Genomic DNA, 20010 nt, shown 5'->3' with positions numbered 1-20010 from the left:
CCTAGTTTTCAGTGTGAAATTTAATTGGTTTCGCTGGAGATCCAACTGCAGTGCAATTAGCAGGTAAGTCTTTTACTACCGTTGCTCCCGCGCCAATAATTGTATGTTTTCCAATTACTTTACCTTGAATAATTGTAGCATTCGTACCACAGTCCACGCCATTTTTAAGAACTACATTTCCAGATATGGAAGAATTTGGTGAAATGGTAGAATAAGAATGTAGAGTCACATCATGCCCGATCGTCGTACTTATATTTACTGTCACAAAGTCTTTCATTTCGATATTGCATGTTATAACAGTACCTGCACAAAGTATATTTCCTTTTCCGAGTTTATTCGTTTTGTGCAAGTCGACGCCAGGATGAATGATATTCGGAAATACAACATGCTCAAATGTGGAAAGGTTATGTATAATGCTTTCTTTTGCTGCCGGGCTGCCTACGCCTAATACTACATAAATCAATTGGTAACCCTTTAGCACTTCACTATTGCCGACTACCTGATAACCGTTAATTATCTCTCCGCGCTTCGTAACATCGTCATCGATAAAGCCAAGAATGTTCCAGGTAGGTTTATCTGTTTTGTTAATACGCTCAATCAGCATAGCCACTTCTCTGGCAAATCCACCCGATCCGTATATATAAATATCCTGCATAGTTATCCACTCCTACGTGTTCCCTTAAATTTCTCCATGGTAACTTCTTTTTCCTGATTGATTCCCTCTGATTTAAATACTTTTCTAATCGTCATAAACAGGATCTTCATGTCCAGGGCGAATGATTGGTTATTTACATACCATACATCAAGCTTAAATTTTTCTTCCCAGCTGATCGCATTTCTGCCATTCACCTGAGCCCACCCGGTAATACCAGGCTTGACATCGTGTCGACGCGCTTGTTCTTTGGTGTATAAAGGAAGATATTCCATCAGCAATGGCCGCGGACCTACTAAACTAAGATCCCCTTTTACCACATTAAACAATTGCGGAAGCTCGTCGATGCTTAATCTCCGGATGAACTGTCCAAACTTGGTTAACCGCATATGGTCTGGAAGTAAGTTTCCATTCCTGTCTGTTTCATCTGTCATCGTTCTAAACTTATAAACGTAAAACGGCTTTCCACCCAGCCCAGGACGTTTTTGTTTAAATATAATCGGTTTTCCCAGCTTATAGCGAACTAAAACGGCGAAAACGATCAGAATTGGCGAAAGAATGATTAGGCAAGTAAGCGCTACCAAAAAATCTACTAACTTTTTAATTGGTATCATCCTTTCTTTCTATTGGTTACCTGCTTGTACACTACAACCAGTTCATTTACATAAATCCAGGCATTTACCAGTAATAAGCCTGCGCCTATGAGAACATTAACAATAATTGATTCGATCGTAATGGAAATAAATGCGTAGACCGTTACAAGCGAAATCATCACATACATCTTCACTAAACGATAGTTCACCTTGTAGTATAGTTGTGAAATACCTGTCCGTAAAGCTAAAAATACGATGTATGAACCTGCTGTAGCGATAGCAGCTCCTGCCCCCCCATAAGGTGGAACCAGTAACCAGTTTCCGAAAATATTTACAATACATGCTATGGCCGCTATAGCGATATGCCATTTTGGTTTTTTATAAAAGTTAATCCCAATCACTGTCGTTTCTGAAATTGTATATAGCAATGGGATGAAAACAAGAAACGGCAGTATATCACCTGCACCGGAAAAATCCGCTCCCAGCATCATGATAATTAAATCTTTAAACATAATAGTTACAATAGCGATAAAGAACATCGTTAACGCAATGAGTTTAGACGTCCTGGCGAAGAATTCTTTATCGTCCGGATTTTTTTCAAATTTTTCGTAACAGACAGGCGTCCAGAAAGTAGTGAACGCACCTTGAACCACAGTCAATAAAGCGACAATTTTAAATGCAGCAGCGTATAAACCCAATTCTTCAAAACTGCTCCACTGTCTAATCGCGAGTTTATCAAACGATTGGAACAGCCAGGTTATTAATAGCGTGATTACTAACGGATACCCATACGTAAAGATTTCATTTTTACTATGCTTAACCTTCTCATTCGACAGGTTCTTTAACGACCAGAATTTCCTTTCGAAGACAATCGCAACAATACTTAATAACAGCAGCGTAATGACCGTTGAATACACGATAATTTCGAATTCCGGGCCAATTATCAAATAAACCAGTACCAGAAAAACAAGCTGCAGCACTCGATTCAAAATCTGAATAATCGAGAAAATATTACCCTTCTGCTGCATCCGAATAACCGATTGGCCATACCGGAGCATAACCTGAGCTACAACGCCGATTAATAAAAGCCCGATAATCGAATTGCTGTTTATCCCAAACAGATAGTAAGACAATTTTTCCTGAAACAACAAAAATAGAATACCTACTGCAAATGTCATAACAATAGGCAAGCGAATACAGTTATACAGCAGCTTGCCCCTGTTTTCTTCTTTCTCTTCGTAAAAAAATCGGATAAACGATTGATCGGTCCCGAATATGATTACTAACGCGCTAATATTAACAGCGAGGGTGAACATGGACGCTTTACCGAAATCTTCCGGACTGAGCAGATGAGTAGATAATAACGTCGTGAAGAAGCCGATAACGAGCCCAATAATACTTCCATAGGAAAAGGTCAGAAACTTTTTAAATAAATTACTGCTGGCCATGTTATTCTCCTTGCTCCATGTCACGCAGCATGTGGGATTCCAGCTCAACTGCAAGTGTCTCCCAGGAATAAGTGGATGCAACGTATTGCTTGAGCGCTTCACTCCGTCCTGAATCATCACTATACATATACTGCATAACCGCGTCAGCTAACTCCTCAGGTGTCTCGGATACCACTGCACCTTCCACACTGTTTAGCTCTCCGGCAGTTTCTTTATCCGAGTAGACCATGATTGGCAGTCCGGCCGCCATATAGTCAAAGATTTTGTTCATGCTAAATCCCCACTTATAGAGCGGTGACTTCTTAATCGAAATAAACGACAGATCCGCTAAGCTGAGAAAATAGGGTATTTGATCTTTCGTAATCGAATCCAGAAATGTGACATTGGTTAATCGATATTGCTTAGCCAGATTAATCAGTTTTTCTTTCAAAGGTCCGTGTCCAATCAATACAAATTGAATATCTGTATTACCGTGTTTGTTCTGAAGCAATTCTGCCGTCTCAATCAGTGGCTCCAGATGATTCGCTAACCCATGTGATCCCGTGTAGACCACCGTATAGCGATACTTTTCCATCGTCTGGGTGAGTTCCGGAACTTTCTGTGGCTCCTTGAAATTATCCATGTTCACTCCATTAGGCAAGTAGATAACTTTATCCCGATCAATGTTTCGTGAGGTTACATAATTTGGGGCATTGCCAAATAAAACAATGATTTTCTTCGCTTTTGTATACAAAAATTTCTCGAATTTATATAAAGCTTTGGCGATCAGACTGTTCTCAGACAGCTTCCCAAAATCAACGAACGTCTGTGGCCATAAATCTCTTTCCTCAAAGTAAAAATGACTCTTGCTTTTCTTTGCGATTAAATAACCGATATAGGCAGTAAGCGGATGTACACTCGAACCGATTACAATATCAGGTTTATCAGACTTCAATTCCCTTTTTGCAGCTTGATAGGCTCGCTTTGTATAGCCGAGGATATTGATTATCCGCTTGAGATTACCAGAGTAGGCTGCTGTTTTGATCCACAGATACTTCACACCATTAATCGTTTCCTTTTTAACAGAGGATTGGTTATCATACGCACACATTTCCTGTTTTTGCACATGGTTAAACGATGAAGCAATAATGGTTACTTCATGTCCTCTGCTTATTAATTGTGCTGCTAAATCATAATGCCTCGTTCCGCCAACATGGTTTGGAGCAGTAGCATAATGATTAAAGATCCATATCTTCAAAGGAATCTACCTTTCTTGATTTCGTAACAATTGATTATCCGGGACTTTTCTTACTTTTCTTGCGGGTGTTCCTGCCACTACGTCTTCTTGATCTACATCTTTCGTTATAACTGCTGCTGCTGCGACCGTTCCATCTTCGGCTATTGTTTTTCCTGGTAAGATCGTAGCGTTAGCTCCGATTCTCCCACCATTTTTAACCGTGACACCTTTAAATTTACCAAACCGTTCCTTACTTCTACCCATATAGTTATCATTCGTAGTTACAACACACGGCGCAATAAATACATCATCACCTAAAGTAGAGTAAGCGGTTATGTAACAATTCGTTTCCAGTTTGCATCTCTCGCCTACCGTGCAATCATTTTCTACTGCAACACCCCGGCCAACGATTGTTGACTCTCCAATGGTAACCCGCTCGCGAATCGTTGCCAGATCTGCGATAAGCACATGATCCGCAATGTCACAATTGGCATACAGCACTGCTGAAGTTCCAATCGTAACATTTGACCCAATTGTGGCTGGCGCCAATTGCTTCACATCAGGTAAAGTAGACGCTTTAGCCCGTACTGGCTGCTTACCGATTACGGCATGATCCTGTATCATGACATTGTCACCAATACTTGTTCCGGCATAAATAATCACGTGATGTCCTACGCTGACGTTCTCACCAAATGTAACGTTTTCTTCTATAACTGCATGTTGACCAACTTGAGGTTCACTCATCGATTATACCTCCTGCTTGGATTCATAGAGTTCCTGATATACACTCGCTATCTTACTCCATTTAAATTCGCCCACAACGTTGATTACCTGTTGATTCATAGCTTCATAATTATCCATGATTGTTTCTATCTTTCTGGAAATATCTTCACTGGATGCTGGGTTAACGGCGTAGCCAACTTCGCCCTCTTCGAAATAGCCATCAATCCCCTGACCCCTTGAATAGATAACCGGCAGCCCCTGCGTCATCGCCTCAATGTAAACCAATCCAAAGGTTTCATGAAAGGAAGGCATCAGGAAAATATCAGCCTCTCTATACATAGCTAGTAATCGATTTTTATCATTCACATAGCCATGCAACGTAACATTCGATCGGATATGTTTAGTTTTTATGTATGTTTTTATCTCATTCTCAAGCGGACCAGTACCAATAATATCAAACCTAACATCAAAGCCTTTTTCTTTTAATCTAAGAACAGACCCTAGTGCTGTCATAACATTCTTATTCTGATTGAGTTCCCCGACAAACACGAGTCGAATCGTTTTGGAGAACGCAGCTAACTCTTTCGTATCATAACTATTCTCCAACCAGAAATTATCGATTCCGTTTGGAACGACGTACGATTTATCTCTGATACGGTCTTTTAAGTGACTCGGGATATAGTGTTCAATTAGGTAATCCTTATACGCTGGCGAAAGAAAAATGATCTTTTTAGCTTCTTTCAGGATAGCAACCCCATGTTTCCGAAGGTGTATGCCATATTTAAAAAACACATTGATATCGGTATTTCTTACTGCCACGATATAATCTATTCCCATTTTCTTCTTTAAGCGATACGCTGCTCCGCCATTAGAAAACAAAAAGTGTGCGTGCGTAAGGTCTATATCGCTTAAGTCTATCGAATCAATTATGTCTTTCGTAATTTTCCTAACCTTGCTGAAATACACTAATCTATCAAATTTATTGTGCGGACTTGAAAAGACGTATGATACATGTGCAGCATGTTCAAGCATCCGTTTATTTTTAATCTCGCTTGTTTTGTACGGAACATACATAATCTGTTGAATACCGTTAGCGTCTAATTCACCCAACAAATTCTGATACAACCCAGTATCTGGATAGCCGGAACATATATGCAGTATTTTCATAGATTATCCGCCTTTATAAAATTCAGTTATTTTCTCTATTATATATACTTGGTCATCCTGCTTAAGCTCAGGATAGATAGGAAGCGATATTACCTGTTCAGTCGCTAACTCAGACTTAGGAAAATCGCCTTGCTTATAGGGTAAATAATTAAACACTGGCTGAGCATGCAGCGACAACGGATAGTAAACCATTGAATCGATACCATTTTCTTTTAAAAATAATTTCAGTTCGTCTCGCCGCTCGACCCGCAAGGTATATTGGTGGTACACGTGATAGTTGCCTTCCGCTTCGACCGGAACTGTAACAAAATCAGAGACAGACTTCTGCAAGCCGCTTGAGTAAAACGCTGCTTTCTCTCTTCTCCGTTCACCATATTCCGGTAGATTTTTAAATTTAACGTTCAAAATGGCTGCCTGTAATTCATCCAGTCTACTATTGTATCCAAGCACATGATGATGGTATTTCTCTTTACTGCCATGAACGCGTAATACTCTACTGAGATTAGCTACTTCATCATTTGATGTAACAATCATTCCGCCATCGCCAAACGCACCTAAGTTTTTTGTTGGAAAAAAGCTATACGTAGCGGCAGTTCCAATTTCTCCTGGATTTTTACCTTTGTATTGCGAACCTATTGCCTGCGCGGCGTCTTCAATGACTACCAGGTTATGTTTATTGGCAATTTCAGTAATGGCGTCCATATCAGCCATCTGGCCGTATAAGTGGACAGGAATAATTGCTGTTGTTTTATCGTTTATCGCCGCTTCGATTTTAGCAGGATCGATTGCAAATGTATCCAGTTCAATATCAACAAATACTGGAGTTGCACCTGCCCGTGCAATCGCACCTGCTGTTGCAAAGAACGTGAACGGGGTCGTAATAACTTCATCCCCTGGTTTAACGCCTGCAGCCTGCAGAGCTATAAGAATCGCATCTGATCCATTCCCTACTCCAATACCGTGCGTAACGTTGCTGAATTGTGCGATATCGTTTTCCAGTTGCTTCACATTGTCGCCTAAAATAAACTGGGAAGAACTGATTACCTCGTCCATTTTATCGAGAATATCATCTTTCATTTCTTTATACTGTTCAGACAAATCAAGCATTTTCACTCTTCTCATCGTATGTCCTCCCCTCGTTGGTCCGATACGTACTTTGTATACACATCGATTAATTTCGCGGCTGATTTCTCCCAAGTGAAATTATTTTCTACTTTAATTCTTGCAGCTTTACCCATTTCCAGCCTCATGGTAGGATTAGCCACTAATTCCGTTGTGACTCTAACAATATCATCAACGTCTTTCGGATCAACTAAATAGCCATCCACTCCTGAATCCACTATATCTTCTACACCTTCACCTTTACACCCAATCACTGGGATTCCACTCGCCATTGCCTCGATATAGACAACACCGAACGCTTCATTCCAGCTAGGTAATAGAAATATATCAGATTCATTCATATATCTGCTAACTTCTTCCCTTGATTTGGCTCCTAAGAAAACTACATTATTCTCTAGTCCTAATTTTTTTACGAGTCGATATAATGTATCCGCTTCAGGTCCAACGCCGATGATCTGGTACGTCATGTTTGGATAGTTTTCAACGATTTTCGCCATTGCTTTAATGCTAAAATCTATTCCTTTTGGCTGTAATAGATTTGCCACACAAAGGATTTTAATATCTGTTTGATTTGTAGTTGAAACCGGCTGCTTCGTCGGCTCCAGAAATAGAGGCGCTACACCATTATGTATAACAGTACACTTTCCATCCTCTATCTCAGGGAAAAATTTCTTTCTGATAGTATTTAGCTTATGACTCACTAGAATGGTGTTACTAGATTCAGTTAAGACTTGTGTAACCTGATTCCTGCACTTTAGATCCTTGTGAATCGTATGCTGTAAATCCTGACCATGGATGGTCGTTATTAAAGGAACGTTAAAGTCCTGTGCCAGCTGTACTGCTGCTGCCCCGTCTGGTAACGCGACGTGCGCATGAATGACATCAAATTTAAATTCTTTATAGATATCGGCAACCGTCTTTTTAATACCGTGATACATCCGCTGGCCTGATCTATGGAAGTTAATTCGTTTAGGCAGCGCTATAAATGTAGGATAATGCACCTCAACCGTATCTATCACGTCTGTTGCGGGTGTGGCATCGTAATTCTTCCACTTTGGCGACAGCTGCTTTAATAAAGATGGTACAAATGGAACAGGGGACACTACCTTGACGTTGTGTCCCTGCTTAATCAATTCCTTTACCTGTTCATGGACAAATACCCCATTTATTTCTTTCGTTTTAGAGGGGTACATGTGGGAGATTATTAATATGTTCATTATATATGCTCCTATAGAAATCCCAGTAGAGTTCTTTTAAATGCGATAGACCAACTTGTTTCCTGTTTCAAACTTGAAGCCTCCGGTTAACGTGCAACTTTACTTCTAATTTTGATTGATTTTCCAGTTCTCGAGGACTCATAAATAGCCAATATCACTTCAATTGCATATTTACCATCTTCTAAGGATATGTATGGTTCGCGATCCTTTTGTATAGATTCGATCATATCTTCAACAATTAATTGGTGACCGTATCCATACACAGTTGGAGGATTCTGTAGTTGTTCCGAGATAATTTTAGCTTCTTCTGCAGCAAAATCATCACTAAACCGCCAATTCTCTATTTTATTAACCGCAAGACCTCCAATGCAGACTGTTCCTTTATCCCCAAATAAATTAAGTGTTTCCTCAAGATTTGAGGGATAAATAGTGCCAGCCCCTTCTATCATCCCAAGAGCCCCACTTTCAAATTCTAAAATGGCTGCTCCAACATCTTCCATTTCGATATCTCGAAATCTAGTAGCTGTCTTACCGGTTACGGACTTTACAGGACCCATCATCCATAATAATAAGTCAATATTGTGGATGCTTTGATTCATTAGTATCCCATCTTGTTGGTTGGCCGTTCCACGCCAACTGTCCTGATCATAATAAGGTTTATTTCGGTTCCAGCGTATACTCGCTACACCGTGTGACATTCTACCAAATCTACCATCTTCATAGGCTTTTCGAGTTTTTTGTATTGCTTCATTGAATCTATTTTGATGAACTGCCGTAACTTTCACATGATAATCTTGAGCGGCTTGAATAATACGTTCTGCATCCTCAACAGTTGTAGCAATCGGCTTTTCAAGCAATACATGTTTACCGGCTTTAATAGCTTTAATAGCTAGTTCAGCATGTGATGCATTTGGTGTGCATATGCTAACAATATCAATTTTTTCGTCTTTTAACATTTCTTCTATATCCTCGTAATTATTTTTTAGATTATTTACAAAAGCAGTCTCGTCTAATCGATTTCTATTATTATCACATAATGCATATAGTTCAGCTTCTTTCGTATTGATAATAGCTTCTATGTGCCTCTTGGCAATTCTCCCACAACCTACGATAGCAAATTTCATTTTACTTCTCTCCTAACCCAGTTTACTAACTTCCAACTGAATTTAATAATTTTCCCTTAAGATAATGCTATAATAACCTATTACTGACAAAATGATGAAAGTTTAAATTTTCAACAGTTTATGTATCGCTATTAAAACAATTAACTCAATTATAACACCAAACTAGAAGTACGTAATAACTATTAATACCACAATATAAAAAGCTACTTAAATATAAATATGCACAAAAAGTTAACCCGCTAAGCCATCTCAGCGGGTTAATCTGATCATCCTAAAAGACATTAAATATTTTACTAAACACAAGAACCGCCAAATTCCAATTTTTTTCTATACTTAAATATAGTAGCTAATTAGATCGAGAGTCAACCTTATAATATTTAACATACCAATTAGCAAACTTCTGCAATCCTTCCTCCAATAGAGTCTCTGGCTTAAATCCCACCGTTTCTTGCAGTCTATCAGTCGACGCATAGGTCGCAGGTACATCCCCTGGCTTAATCGGTTCAAACTGCTTTTCAAACACTACTTCTTTACCTAGTGATTTACTTAATGTTTTCTCTAATGTTTCAATAAAGGTCATTAACTTTACTGGACTGTTATTTCCAATGTTAAATACTTTATGTTGAACATCACCAACTGGCGGATTACTTAAAAGACGTTCGATTCCTTCGACAATATCATCTATATAAGTGAAATCCCTGTACAGATCCTTCTCAAATTCTCCGTTATTAAATATCTTGATTGGATCTCCATTAAAGTATTTATCAGCGAATCCAAAGTATGCCATATCAGGTCTGCCCATAGGACCATAAACGGTGAAAAATCTTAGTCCAGACACAGGTATCTGATAAAGATGACTATACGTATATGCCATCAGTTCATTAGATTTCTTAGTCGCCGCATATAATGAGACTGGATTATCTACCGCATCAGTCTCTTCAAATGGAACCTTTTTATTAGCGCCATATACAGAACTAGATGATGCATATACCAGATGGTCCACTGGATTGTGGCGACAAGCTTCAAGTAAGTTGTAAAATCCGATAACATTACTTTGCATATAGACATCCGGATTTTCAATTGAATACCTAACCCCTGCTTGTGCAGCCAAATTCACGACAATATTAGGTTTGTACGCTTCAAACGTCTCCAACACAATTTCTTTATCTGATAAATCACCTTTAACAAAAGTAAATTTATCATTTGGAGTTAATTGCTCCAATCGAGCATGCTTAAGGTTTACATCATAATAGTCATTTAGATTATCAATACCAACTACTCGACAATCAGCCTCAAGTAGTTTCTTAGATAAAAAGAATCCGATAAAACCTGCAGCTCCAGTAACTAGGTATGTTTTCGATTTATCTAATTGGTTGAGGTCTAGACTCATGTTGATTCAACTCCTTCTTAACAATAGCAGATTGTCTATCTACACTATTTCTACCAATGGAGTGGTACTCAATTCCTACTTCTCGCATTGCCTCAATATCATAAATATTTCTGCCATCGTATACTAAAGGTGTTCTCATTAATTGACTATAAGTTGCAGGAGATATTTCTTTCACTTCTCCCCACTCAGTAAAAATAAAGCAAACATTTGCATCTTCCAAGGCAGCCTCTATGTTTGCAACATAGGTGATAGTACCTTTTCCATTAGAACCATCTGGATGCACTTTGGCAAAGTTGTCAGCTCCAACAGGATCATATGCATAAATATTTGCACCTTGCTCTAATAATAATGGTACATTTTCAAGTGCCGGGGCTTCTCTTAAATCGTCAGTCCCAGGCTTAAACGTCAAGCCTAGCACAGCTACTTTAAGACCATTAAAAGTGATGAGTCTTTTGCTAGCTTTTTTATACAATTTCGTCTTTTGGTCTTTGTTCACATCAATTGCTGCCTTAACAGTTTTTAATTCATAGCCATTTTCTATCGCCAGATTTTCCAATGCTTTTGTATCCTTAGGGAAACAGGAACCACCATAACCAATCCCTGCATTTAAAAACTTGCTTCCAATACGCTCATCATAGCTCATACCCTTCGCAACATCCTGGATATCAGCGCCAACAAGTTCACAAAGGTTCGCAATATCATTCATATAGGAAATTTTAAGAGCGAGGAAATCATTAGAAGCGTATTTAACCATTTCTGCTGACCTTCTATTCACTGAAACAACAGGCAAGTTAAATGGGTCATAAATCTTCATTAATCTGTCTTCAGCCCATTTACTTTCTGTACCGATTATAATTCTTTCTGCATGTAGCGTATCATGTACGGCAGAACCCTGCGCTAAGAATTCTGGATTTGATGCAACTTCAACTTTCACATCATTCACTAAAAAATCATTTATAAACTGCTCTACCTTATCGTTTGTACCGACTGGAACAGTGGATTTCACAACGATAAGACAATCTTTTTCTATTGTTTCTGCAATTTGTCTTGCAACAGTTGCTATATAAGAAAGATTGGCTGATCCATCTGGTTGTTCTGGTGTACCTACACCGATAAAAATTGCATCTGCATCCTTATAAGCCGATTTATAGTCTGTTGTGTAATCTATTCTTCCGGCAGCATAATTCTTCTGCATTAAATCTTCCAATCCTGTTTCATAAATTGGAGAAACGCCAGACTTCATTACATTTACTTTTTCTTCATCAATATCTACACAGGTTACTTGGTGGCCGGTTTCTGCAAAACATGCGCCGGCCACTAAACCAACGTAACCAGTTCCTGCTACTGCTATTTTGTTCATTCTCAGACCATCCTTCACTCTTTTAATTATACATCCTATCAATACTAAACTATATAATATGAAAATTATATTTTAGTAAGAAATAACTCTTCGTATTAAGTACACCACTAATTTGAATAGTAAACCATTTTATTTTTTTGAATAAACAAATTTAAAAAAGAATAAAGTAGTTGTTAAGGTATTAATTATTGAATAAACTAATAAGGTAAATCCTCCACCCTCTATACCGTACTTAGGAATAAGAAAAAATCCGGCTATTGTTACTGTAACTAATGAAATTATAGAAATGTAAATTTGAACATTAAAAATTCGAGCTGATTGAATAGCAATTTGCAGTATACTATTTATAGACAAGAAAAACACCGCTATTGAAATCCAAATTAATGTGCTCCAATATTGACTATAACTAGTTGAGTATACAAAACTAAGCATACCTTTACCAAATAGTAACGAAAACAAGAAAAACGCAAGCCCAAAACTGCCACTTAATAAAATGATTTTAATAAGTAAATTTTTGTATAGGTTAAAATTATTCTCAAAGTATTTTGACAATCTTGGTCTTGTTGCTTGTCCTATTGCATTAAAAAGAGTTGAAAAACCAATAGCAAAGTATCCTATTGCAGCAAAATAACCCAAGGATTGCTTTCCTAGAAAATGATCTACTAAATACCTTGGTATATTGGTGACGAGAGATCCTATAAATACTCCACAACCCAAAGGTAAAGCCAAGAGAAATATTTTTTTTATTGTTAATATATCCCATTTTGTTAGCAATAGTACAATATACTTTTTATAAGTATATTGTTTGTTTAGACTTTCAAGCTTAAGAGAAGCAAAAAAATCATAATAAATAACAACTAGTAAAAAAACTACTGAAAAACCTATTAAAGAATACAATAAACTATTTGTGATTATTAAAATTATAGCAAATGTAAATAAACCACTTATTTCACGGAACATCATTGATTTAGAAACAAGATCCATTCGCTCTTTTTTTTGCATTTGACCATAAAAAACATCACTAATAGATTCAAATAATTTTATTACACCAACCACTAATATAATAATTACAGTTTCTGTATCATAATTTAAAATTAATAACAAAATAAAAGATAACATAGCAAAACCAAATGTATTTGATATAGTACGAAGTTTGAAGTAGTCGCTAAACTTATATTGGTTTTTAACATCAGTTGCTTGTATTGCTCTGAGCTGTAAATTCATAAACATAAATATTGGTGCTGCTATTGCATATGCTAAAGTAAATTGACCTAATAATTTCGGTGAACTGAATTTTGCCAAGACAACCAATATACCCCACTTACAAATTGCAGCAACTAAATTACCTACTATAGTCCAGGAAAAATTCTTTCTCAAAGATAGTGTTGAATTTTTGACCAATTTACTTTTGTTATTTCCAATCTTCATAATACCACTCCGAATCTACTCACCTATTGTTATAAAATTTACAGTCTTTTTGCACCACGAGAAACAATATAATTTAACAACTTAATAAATAATATTGTTAAAATGATTTGAGTTATCAAAGGTGATAATAAAGTTGATAGATCTCCTCGAATGGAATATATATATATGGGAATTGCAAATAAATATATTAAATAATAAATCACGTTTTTCGAACTCTTATGATATAGAACCCTAATTATAAAACTGATAAATAAGAATAATAAAAACACGCCGAAGACACCAAAATTAATATAGCCATCACCCACAAGAGTGAAGCCCATTCCAGTATCTCTATGACTGTAAAAATATTCATTAAACCATTTTCCAGACGAAAAATCACCAGCAAGTTTAAAACCAAAAATATCTATACTTCTAATTAAGTTAGTGTAAAAAGTATAGCCCGAAAAATATGAATCCATATTATTATCTATTAATATCTGTAAATTGGTTGAAGCTGCAATAAAATCACTTCTAAAAAAACCTACAAGAAAATCATCAAAAAACTTTTCATTAACTCCCCTACCTAAACCTATGTATTTCAAAGTTGCTAGTAATGGAAGTACTAAAAGCGAAACCAATGAGAAAAATAAATACTTTTTATTACTATTTTTTTTAATAATTACATCAAATGTATATAAAACATAAAAAGTCAATAAAATAAATCTTAGAATTAAATCTCTTTCACCAGAAAAAAGAAATAATAGAACCACTGGAATCAAAGAAATTGCAACATAATTGAATTTTTTACTATCATTTAAACTTCTTTTAATTAAACCAATTACGTAAATTACTAAAAATAATAAAATTAATCGAAAGGTTAAAAAAACTACAGGATTTCCTAATGCAAACAATTCATTTTTACCTTCATGACCCAATTGTGAGATATAGACCGAAGAACCTACTAATAATATATACAATGAAAAATATATGTACTTATTTATGTAGATTAGATCATCTATTTTCACTAAAATTGATTTAATTTTATCACCGTCAACCCTTTTAGGTGTGATAACAATAAGGAACGTAGTCAATCCCACTAATTGTAGAATCATTAGCTCTTTGGAATATGTGTTAATTCTATTCCCACCAATTAATAATAAGACAGGATGTGCTATTGAATACATTGCAAAGAATGGTATATACCATGTAAAAGGATGATAAAAGTCAAACTTCACAGTTATGATAGAAATTAATGATAACGTAAGAAAAGAAAAAACATGTACCATTATATTGTCAGTAATAATTATAATGAAAAATGTTAATATAATACTTATATAGATAACAAGGGTTTTCAATATATTATCTTTGTTAATTTTTATTTCCATCTTACAATCCCCTTGATAATTATTTTAAGTAGCACTTAATTGTATTCATTTTGTTAAACACTTTTCTAAGAAGGAATTATAGATTTTAAAACTTTGGCCGGTACACCTCCTATTATTAAATTAGAATCAACATCTTTAGTGATTACAGTTCCAGCAGCAACTACCACACTTCTGGAGATATTTACACCTGAAGTGATAACAACATGACCACCGCACCATGTACCCTTACCAATAGTTATAGGTGCGTTACTTCCTTTATTTGTTGCCACACCATTTTTAAAGACATGGTTACTACTAGCAATAACAGACATAGGTCCAATAATTACGTTATCATCCAATTCCACTATTCCTTTTGCTTGAACATAACAATAGTGGGATATATAGCAATCATTACCAAAAGTTAAACCGCCCGGGTTATTTATGATTACTCCTTTTCCTATTTGAAGTCTTTTACCGCATTTCCCAAAAAATGGTCGCATCAATCCACCACGAATACGATTAGTAATAAGGTGGTTAGGAAGTAATGCCGTAATTAAATTAATTAGATGAATTGGTAAATCACGATATATAAAATTCATTAATATTTTTACATATCTCATTATTTTCTACTCCTACCCATTATTTTTTAAAACTATTTATAAAATTCCCAAAAAACTTTAATCTTCTTTTATATAATACTGATTTTAAATAACTCTTTGAATTATTATGATTCTTAATTGCTTGTTCTTTCATAACTTCCAAGTTAAATTTTTTGTAAATATTACATATTTGTTGTACATTCCCTTTATCAAAAATATAATTATCTTCAATTAACTCATGTATTCCTCCAGCATCAGCACTAAATATTGGAAGTCCCCTACTCATCGCTTCTATAATAGATCTTGATAAGCCTTCCTGCTTACTAGGATGGACGTATAAATCAATTTCATCTAACCATCTGAAAACATCACTATGTCTCAACGATCCGATAAACTTTACTTGGTCTGTTACACCATACTTTTCTGCTATATCCTTAAGATATGAAGCGTCTCCACCACCTACCAACTGGTATTCAATGTTATGTCCTTCTTTTTTTAATTTTGATATAGCAGATATTACATCTTGTTGACCCTTATAAATAACGTCTATTGTTGCACATGTACCGATAATAACTTTCTCATTATAATTCTTCTTGTTTATGCGTTCCAAACGGTTGTTAAGTGAACTTTCTTCAACTGAATTTAAAGTAACATTTGAGCAAGCAATGTTTTTACCTTTAGTTGGGTATCTACGTTCCAAAAATTCTTCTGTAACGTAGACAACATATTCAGCTGAATAAATAGCTTTTTTTGTCAGATAAGTGATTAAAAGAGCGGGCAATGTCTTGGTCAATCCTTTATTTGCAATAGCATCCCAAGAACAACCTACAACTTCAATTAAATAAGGTTTCTTGTGCATTTTTGCCATTCTTACTGCATATAAACCCAAGATACTCGGTACTCGAATTACTATATAATCACAACTTTTTATTCTTTCATTTATAATATTTCTTGTTTTTTTATGTTTAAGTTGTTTTAAATCTTTAATTGTTACAAAATTTATTTCTGGTGAAACCTTTTCTGTTTTATCTTTCAATGATGATTTTAATTTTGACTCACGACCGATAACTTCCAGTTCATCAAAGATTGATAAATATCTATTAAAGAATTCTTCATCAAAACCATAGGAATGGTAATATTCATTTTTTATACGCGGAAATCTATGATCATGTACAAATAAACCAAGCATTTTTATCCCCTATCCTAGACATAATAATAAATTAGATATATTCTAATACTATTAATTATTAATAATATAAATCACGAGTATTCATACACGTGATTTACAATCTCCAATAACTGTATCCTTCATTTTCGATGTCCCTTTTGTTTAATATACTCTTCACATCAACTATTACTTTCTCTTCAGTTGAACAATCTCTAAACAATTCATCCATTTTATCAAGAGATATATTTTTAAATTCATCATGTGCGACTGAAAAAACTAGACAATCAGCATTTTCAACTTCGTCGAACTGCACTAATTCTATACCATATTCTTGTTTTGCTTCACCGATATCAGCATGTGGATCCACCACAATTGGGTTTATCTCATACTCATTAAGTCTTGTTACAATATCTGCCACCCTTGAATTTCTTGTATCCGGACAGTTCTCTTTAAATGTTATCCCAAGTATAACTACCTTAGCTTGTTTTACAACTTTATTAGCAAGTATTAATTTTTTAATAATCGCATCAGCGATAAATTCACCCATACCGTTGTTGATTTTTCTTCCAGATAAGACAATTTGGCTATGGTAACCCAATCTTTCAGCCTCGTACACAAAATAGTAAGGGTCTATGCTAATACAGTGTCCACCTACTAATCCAGGGTAAAATTTTAAAGCATTCCACTTTGTGTTCATAGCCTCCACTACATCATTCGTGTCAATTTCCATTCGATCAAATACCATAGCAAGCTCATTCATAAAAGCAATATTTATATCACGCTGACTATTCTCTACAACTTTAGCCGCTTCAGCCACTTTAATAGAGCTAGCTCTATGGACACCCGCTTCAATTACTAATTCATATACATTTGCTATATCCTCTAAACTCTCATCGTCCATACCAGAAACAATTTTCACAATTTTTTGGAGAGTGTGAACTTTATCACCTGGATTGATTCGCTCTGGTGAATAACCAATCTTAAAATCTACCCCGCATTTTAAGCCTGATTCCCTTTCTAAAATTGGAACACAAATATCTTCAGTGACTCCTGGATAGACAGTAGATTCATATACAACGATTGATCCTTTAGTAAGGTTGCGCCCAATGATTGAACTAGCACCTTCAACGGGAGTAAGGTCAGGTGTTTTATCAGAATTTATAGGTGTAGGGACAGCTACAATATGGAACTTTGCATCTTTAAGTCTTGATTCATCTGATGTAAAATCTACCTTGGTTTTTTCAATTACTTCATTTCCCACTTCATGTGTAGGGTCAATACCAGATTTATATAAATTTATTTTACTTTCATTTAAATCAAAACCAATTACATCTACTTTGTTAGCAAATGCAACTGCAATAGGCATACCTACATATCCCAGTCCAACCACTGAAATTTTTTCATGTTTATCAAAGATTTTTTTATATAAAGTCATTACTTCGCTAACCCACCTTCTGATATTTCATTAATTTGAACAATATAATCCTGCACTATATATTTTCGATCAAATTCTTTTTCAGCCTTTTCTCTACTCCTTTTACCCATCAACTCTTTTTCCTCTTGTGATAATTCAATGAATTTTCTTAAAGTTTCTCTAAGAGAAACAGCGTCTGCCACTTTACATAGAAAACCATTGAAACCATCATCTACATTTTCCTTGCATCCATAGATATCACATGTTATTAACGGTCTTCCAATCGCTGCACCCTCTTGTAGAACAGTACCCCTTCCCTCCCCATAAGAAGGCAAAACGATACAACTTGAGTTCGCCATTATTTTAGGAATGTCATTTCTTTTTCCTAAATATTTCACAATTCCCTCTTCCTGATATTTTTCAAGTAACGCAATATATTTTTCGTCATCAACAAATCCAACTACTTCAAATTCTATATTGTTATAACTCCTCACAATTTCCTCAGCAGCTAATAAGTACTCTTCAATTCCTTTATCTTGAAGGACTCTGCCAATAAATGTGAAAGTAATTTTACCGTCACTTGGTAACTTCTCGTTTTTAAAATTTAACAAGTTCACACCTGAACCCGGAACTATCATAGTACTTTGGTTTTCTGTAAGCATCTTCCTCTGCTTATAAAAATCTTTATTTTCTTCGTTCAAAAAAACGACTTGAGATGCACTTTTAAAAGCTATTTTATTTAACAAAATCGCAATTTTGTTCTGCCACATATTTTGAATATACACAGATCCTAAGCCTGTAACTGTGTGAATTGATTTTGCCCCACAAATTCTAGCAGCAATCCCACCATAAGTGTTTGGTTTAATAGTATAGGTCATAACGATATCGGGCTTTATATTCTTAATTATTTTAACATAATTGATTAATAGTTTTATGTCAGCAATAGGATTTGTTCCTCTCCTATCAATAGGCGTGTCTATGACCTTACACCCGATCTTCTCAAAAAAAACATTCTCTTCTGACTCAGGTAGTGCAAGATAAACTTCATTGCCACTTTTTAATAATTCTTCAACTAGTTCTTTTCTAAATGCATATATTGTTATAAAATGATTTGCCAAAATTAATACTTTTTTCATTTATCTTCTCCTGCTCTCAGATATTCTTTAACTTCAATTTCAATCCCTTCTTCAAAATTCATCGGATTATATCCAAAATCGGTAGTGGCATCTTTTCGTGAGTAACTTCTGTTTTCACCCATTCTCTCAACTTTTTCCACATAATCAATTTTCATTACAGTTATAGTTTTAAGAACCTTTGCCAAAAATACTGCTAAACTTAAAGGGACACTAATGAATAGAGTTTTTTTATTCAATTTCTTGCTAATTAACTTTAAGACATCTATTAACTTTATTGGTTTTTGTCCAGAAAGGTCATAAGCTTTACCATTAGTCGCTTCTGGAGATATTAAAACGGTAAAAAATGCCTTGCCCAAATCCCTAGCATTAACTGGTTGAATTAAACTATTTCCTTTATTTACGATTGGCATAATTCTAAGCTTATCAACCATCTTTATAAACTTACTCATGTTACTATCGCACAAATCTCCATATATCATCGTGGGCCTTAGAATGGTTATATAGGTTTGACTATCCGGTTGCTCAACAAGATTATAAACCTTTTTCTCTATATCTTTATACTCCTGAGAAGCGTATTTAAATTGAGAGTATATTCCTGTAGTATGAACCAGAATTGCTCTTTTCACATTATTACTAATTGAGGCTTTTATAATCGAGGGGGAATGGTGGATATTGTAAATGTGCATTACTGTATGTACACCCACCATTACATCCTCAATAAATCTGTCATCATTTAGATCGCCTATTACTTTCTCAATTTTTAACCCGCAATTATCTAACATTGTTGTATCAGATGACTCCCTAACAATACAGCGGATAGGCTCTTCGTATTTGTTTTTAATAAGCTCTTGTAAGAAATACTTACCACTATGTCCCGTAATTCCTGTAATTAATAACATTTCTTCACCTC

18 protein-coding genes are annotated in these 20010 nt (G+C 35.4%); all 18 read right to left on the bottom strand.

What is annotated here, in order from left to right; genetic code table 11:
• Window position 1: 1 nt before the first annotated feature.
• Window positions 2-655, bottom strand: coding sequence for an acetyltransferase (locus VBD025_RS06510; protein ID WP_430790455.1), 654 nt, complete (start codon window positions 653-655; stop codon window positions 2-4).
• 2 nt (window positions 656-657) lie between these two features.
• On the bottom strand, window positions 658-1257 hold the full coding sequence (locus VBD025_RS06505; protein WP_430791294.1) for a sugar transferase: 600 nt from the start codon (window positions 1255-1257) through the stop codon (window positions 658-660).
• Window positions 1258-1262: 5 nt separating this feature from the next.
• The gene (locus VBD025_RS06500; RefSeq protein WP_430790453.1) at window positions 1263-2693 is read right to left on the bottom strand and encodes a lipopolysaccharide biosynthesis protein; all 1431 of its coding nucleotides are present in this window, start codon (window positions 2691-2693) and stop codon (window positions 1263-1265) included.
• 1 nt (window position 2694) lies between these two features.
• Entirely contained in the window at window positions 2695-3930 is a 1236-nt protein-coding gene (locus tag VBD025_RS06495; protein ID WP_430790451.1) for a glycosyltransferase family 4 protein, read from the bottom strand.
• A gap of 6 nt (window positions 3931-3936) precedes the next feature.
• Window positions 3937-4653 (bottom strand): acyltransferase, encoded by a 717-nt coding sequence (locus VBD025_RS06490; protein WP_430790449.1) that lies wholly within the window; start codon window positions 4651-4653, stop codon window positions 3937-3939.
• A 3-nt stretch (window positions 4654-4656) separates the two neighbouring features.
• On the bottom strand, window positions 4657-5799 hold the full coding sequence (locus VBD025_RS06485; RefSeq protein WP_430790447.1) for a glycosyltransferase family 4 protein: 1143 nt from the start codon (window positions 5797-5799) through the stop codon (window positions 4657-4659).
• Window positions 5800-5802: 3 nt separating this feature from the next.
• On the bottom strand, window positions 5803-6921 hold the full coding sequence (locus VBD025_RS06480) for a DegT/DnrJ/EryC1/StrS family aminotransferase (RefSeq protein ID WP_430790445.1): 1119 nt from the start codon (window positions 6919-6921) through the stop codon (window positions 5803-5805).
• On the bottom strand, window positions 6918-8138 hold the full coding sequence (locus VBD025_RS06475; protein WP_430790443.1) for a glycosyltransferase: 1221 nt from the start codon (window positions 8136-8138) through the stop codon (window positions 6918-6920). The genes VBD025_RS06480 and VBD025_RS06475 overlap by 4 nt, the downstream gene beginning before the upstream one ends.
• Window positions 8139-8224: 86 nt before the next feature.
• Window positions 8225-9262, bottom strand: coding sequence for a Gfo/Idh/MocA family protein (locus VBD025_RS06470; protein WP_430790441.1), 1038 nt, complete (start codon window positions 9260-9262; stop codon window positions 8225-8227).
• A 346-nt stretch (window positions 9263-9608) separates the two neighbouring features.
• Window positions 9609-10652, bottom strand: a complete 1044-nt coding sequence (locus VBD025_RS06465) for a GDP-mannose 4,6-dehydratase (protein ID WP_430790439.1) — start codon at window positions 10650-10652, stop codon at window positions 9609-9611.
• Window positions 10624-12012, bottom strand: coding sequence for a UDP-glucose dehydrogenase family protein (locus VBD025_RS06460; protein WP_430790437.1), 1389 nt, complete (start codon window positions 12010-12012; stop codon window positions 10624-10626). The genes VBD025_RS06465 and VBD025_RS06460 overlap by 29 nt, the downstream gene beginning before the upstream one ends.
• A gap of 129 nt (window positions 12013-12141) precedes the next feature.
• Window positions 12142-13440: an oligosaccharide flippase family protein gene (locus VBD025_RS06455; protein WP_430790435.1), complete on the bottom strand. Its 1299-nt coding sequence runs from the start codon at window positions 13438-13440 to the stop codon at window positions 12142-12144.
• A 38-nt stretch (window positions 13441-13478) separates the two neighbouring features.
• Entirely contained in the window at window positions 13479-14804 is a 1326-nt protein-coding gene (locus tag VBD025_RS06450) for an O-antigen polymerase (RefSeq protein ID WP_430790433.1), read from the bottom strand.
• A gap of 65 nt (window positions 14805-14869) precedes the next feature.
• Entirely contained in the window at window positions 14870-15403 is a 534-nt protein-coding gene (locus tag VBD025_RS06445; RefSeq protein WP_430790431.1) for an acyltransferase, read from the bottom strand.
• 19 nt (window positions 15404-15422) lie between these two features.
• The gene (locus VBD025_RS06440; RefSeq protein WP_430790429.1) at window positions 15423-16571 is read right to left on the bottom strand and encodes a glycosyltransferase; all 1149 of its coding nucleotides are present in this window, start codon (window positions 16569-16571) and stop codon (window positions 15423-15425) included.
• Window positions 16572-16665: 94 nt separating this feature from the next.
• Complete coding sequence (locus VBD025_RS06435) at window positions 16666-17985, bottom strand: nucleotide sugar dehydrogenase (protein WP_430790427.1); 1320 nt, start codon at window positions 17983-17985, stop codon at window positions 16666-16668.
• Complete coding sequence (locus tag VBD025_RS06430; RefSeq protein ID WP_430790425.1) at window positions 17985-19100, bottom strand: glycosyltransferase family 4 protein; 1116 nt, start codon at window positions 19098-19100, stop codon at window positions 17985-17987. The genes VBD025_RS06435 and VBD025_RS06430 overlap by 1 nt, the downstream gene beginning before the upstream one ends.
• Window positions 19097-19999 carry an SDR family oxidoreductase gene (locus VBD025_RS06425; protein WP_430790423.1) on the bottom strand — a complete coding sequence of 301 codons (903 nt, stop codon included), beginning with the start codon at window positions 19997-19999 and terminating at the stop codon, window positions 19097-19099. The genes VBD025_RS06430 and VBD025_RS06425 overlap by 4 nt, the downstream gene beginning before the upstream one ends.
• Between the last annotated feature and the right edge of the window lie 11 nt (window positions 20000-20010).

This window comes from Virgibacillus flavescens, from assembly GCF_050574275.1.
Classification (GTDB): domain Bacteria; phylum Bacillota; class Bacilli; order Bacillales; family Amphibacillaceae; genus Virgibacillus_F; species Virgibacillus_F flavescens.
This window is presented reverse-complemented; position numbering and strand designations above follow the sequence as displayed.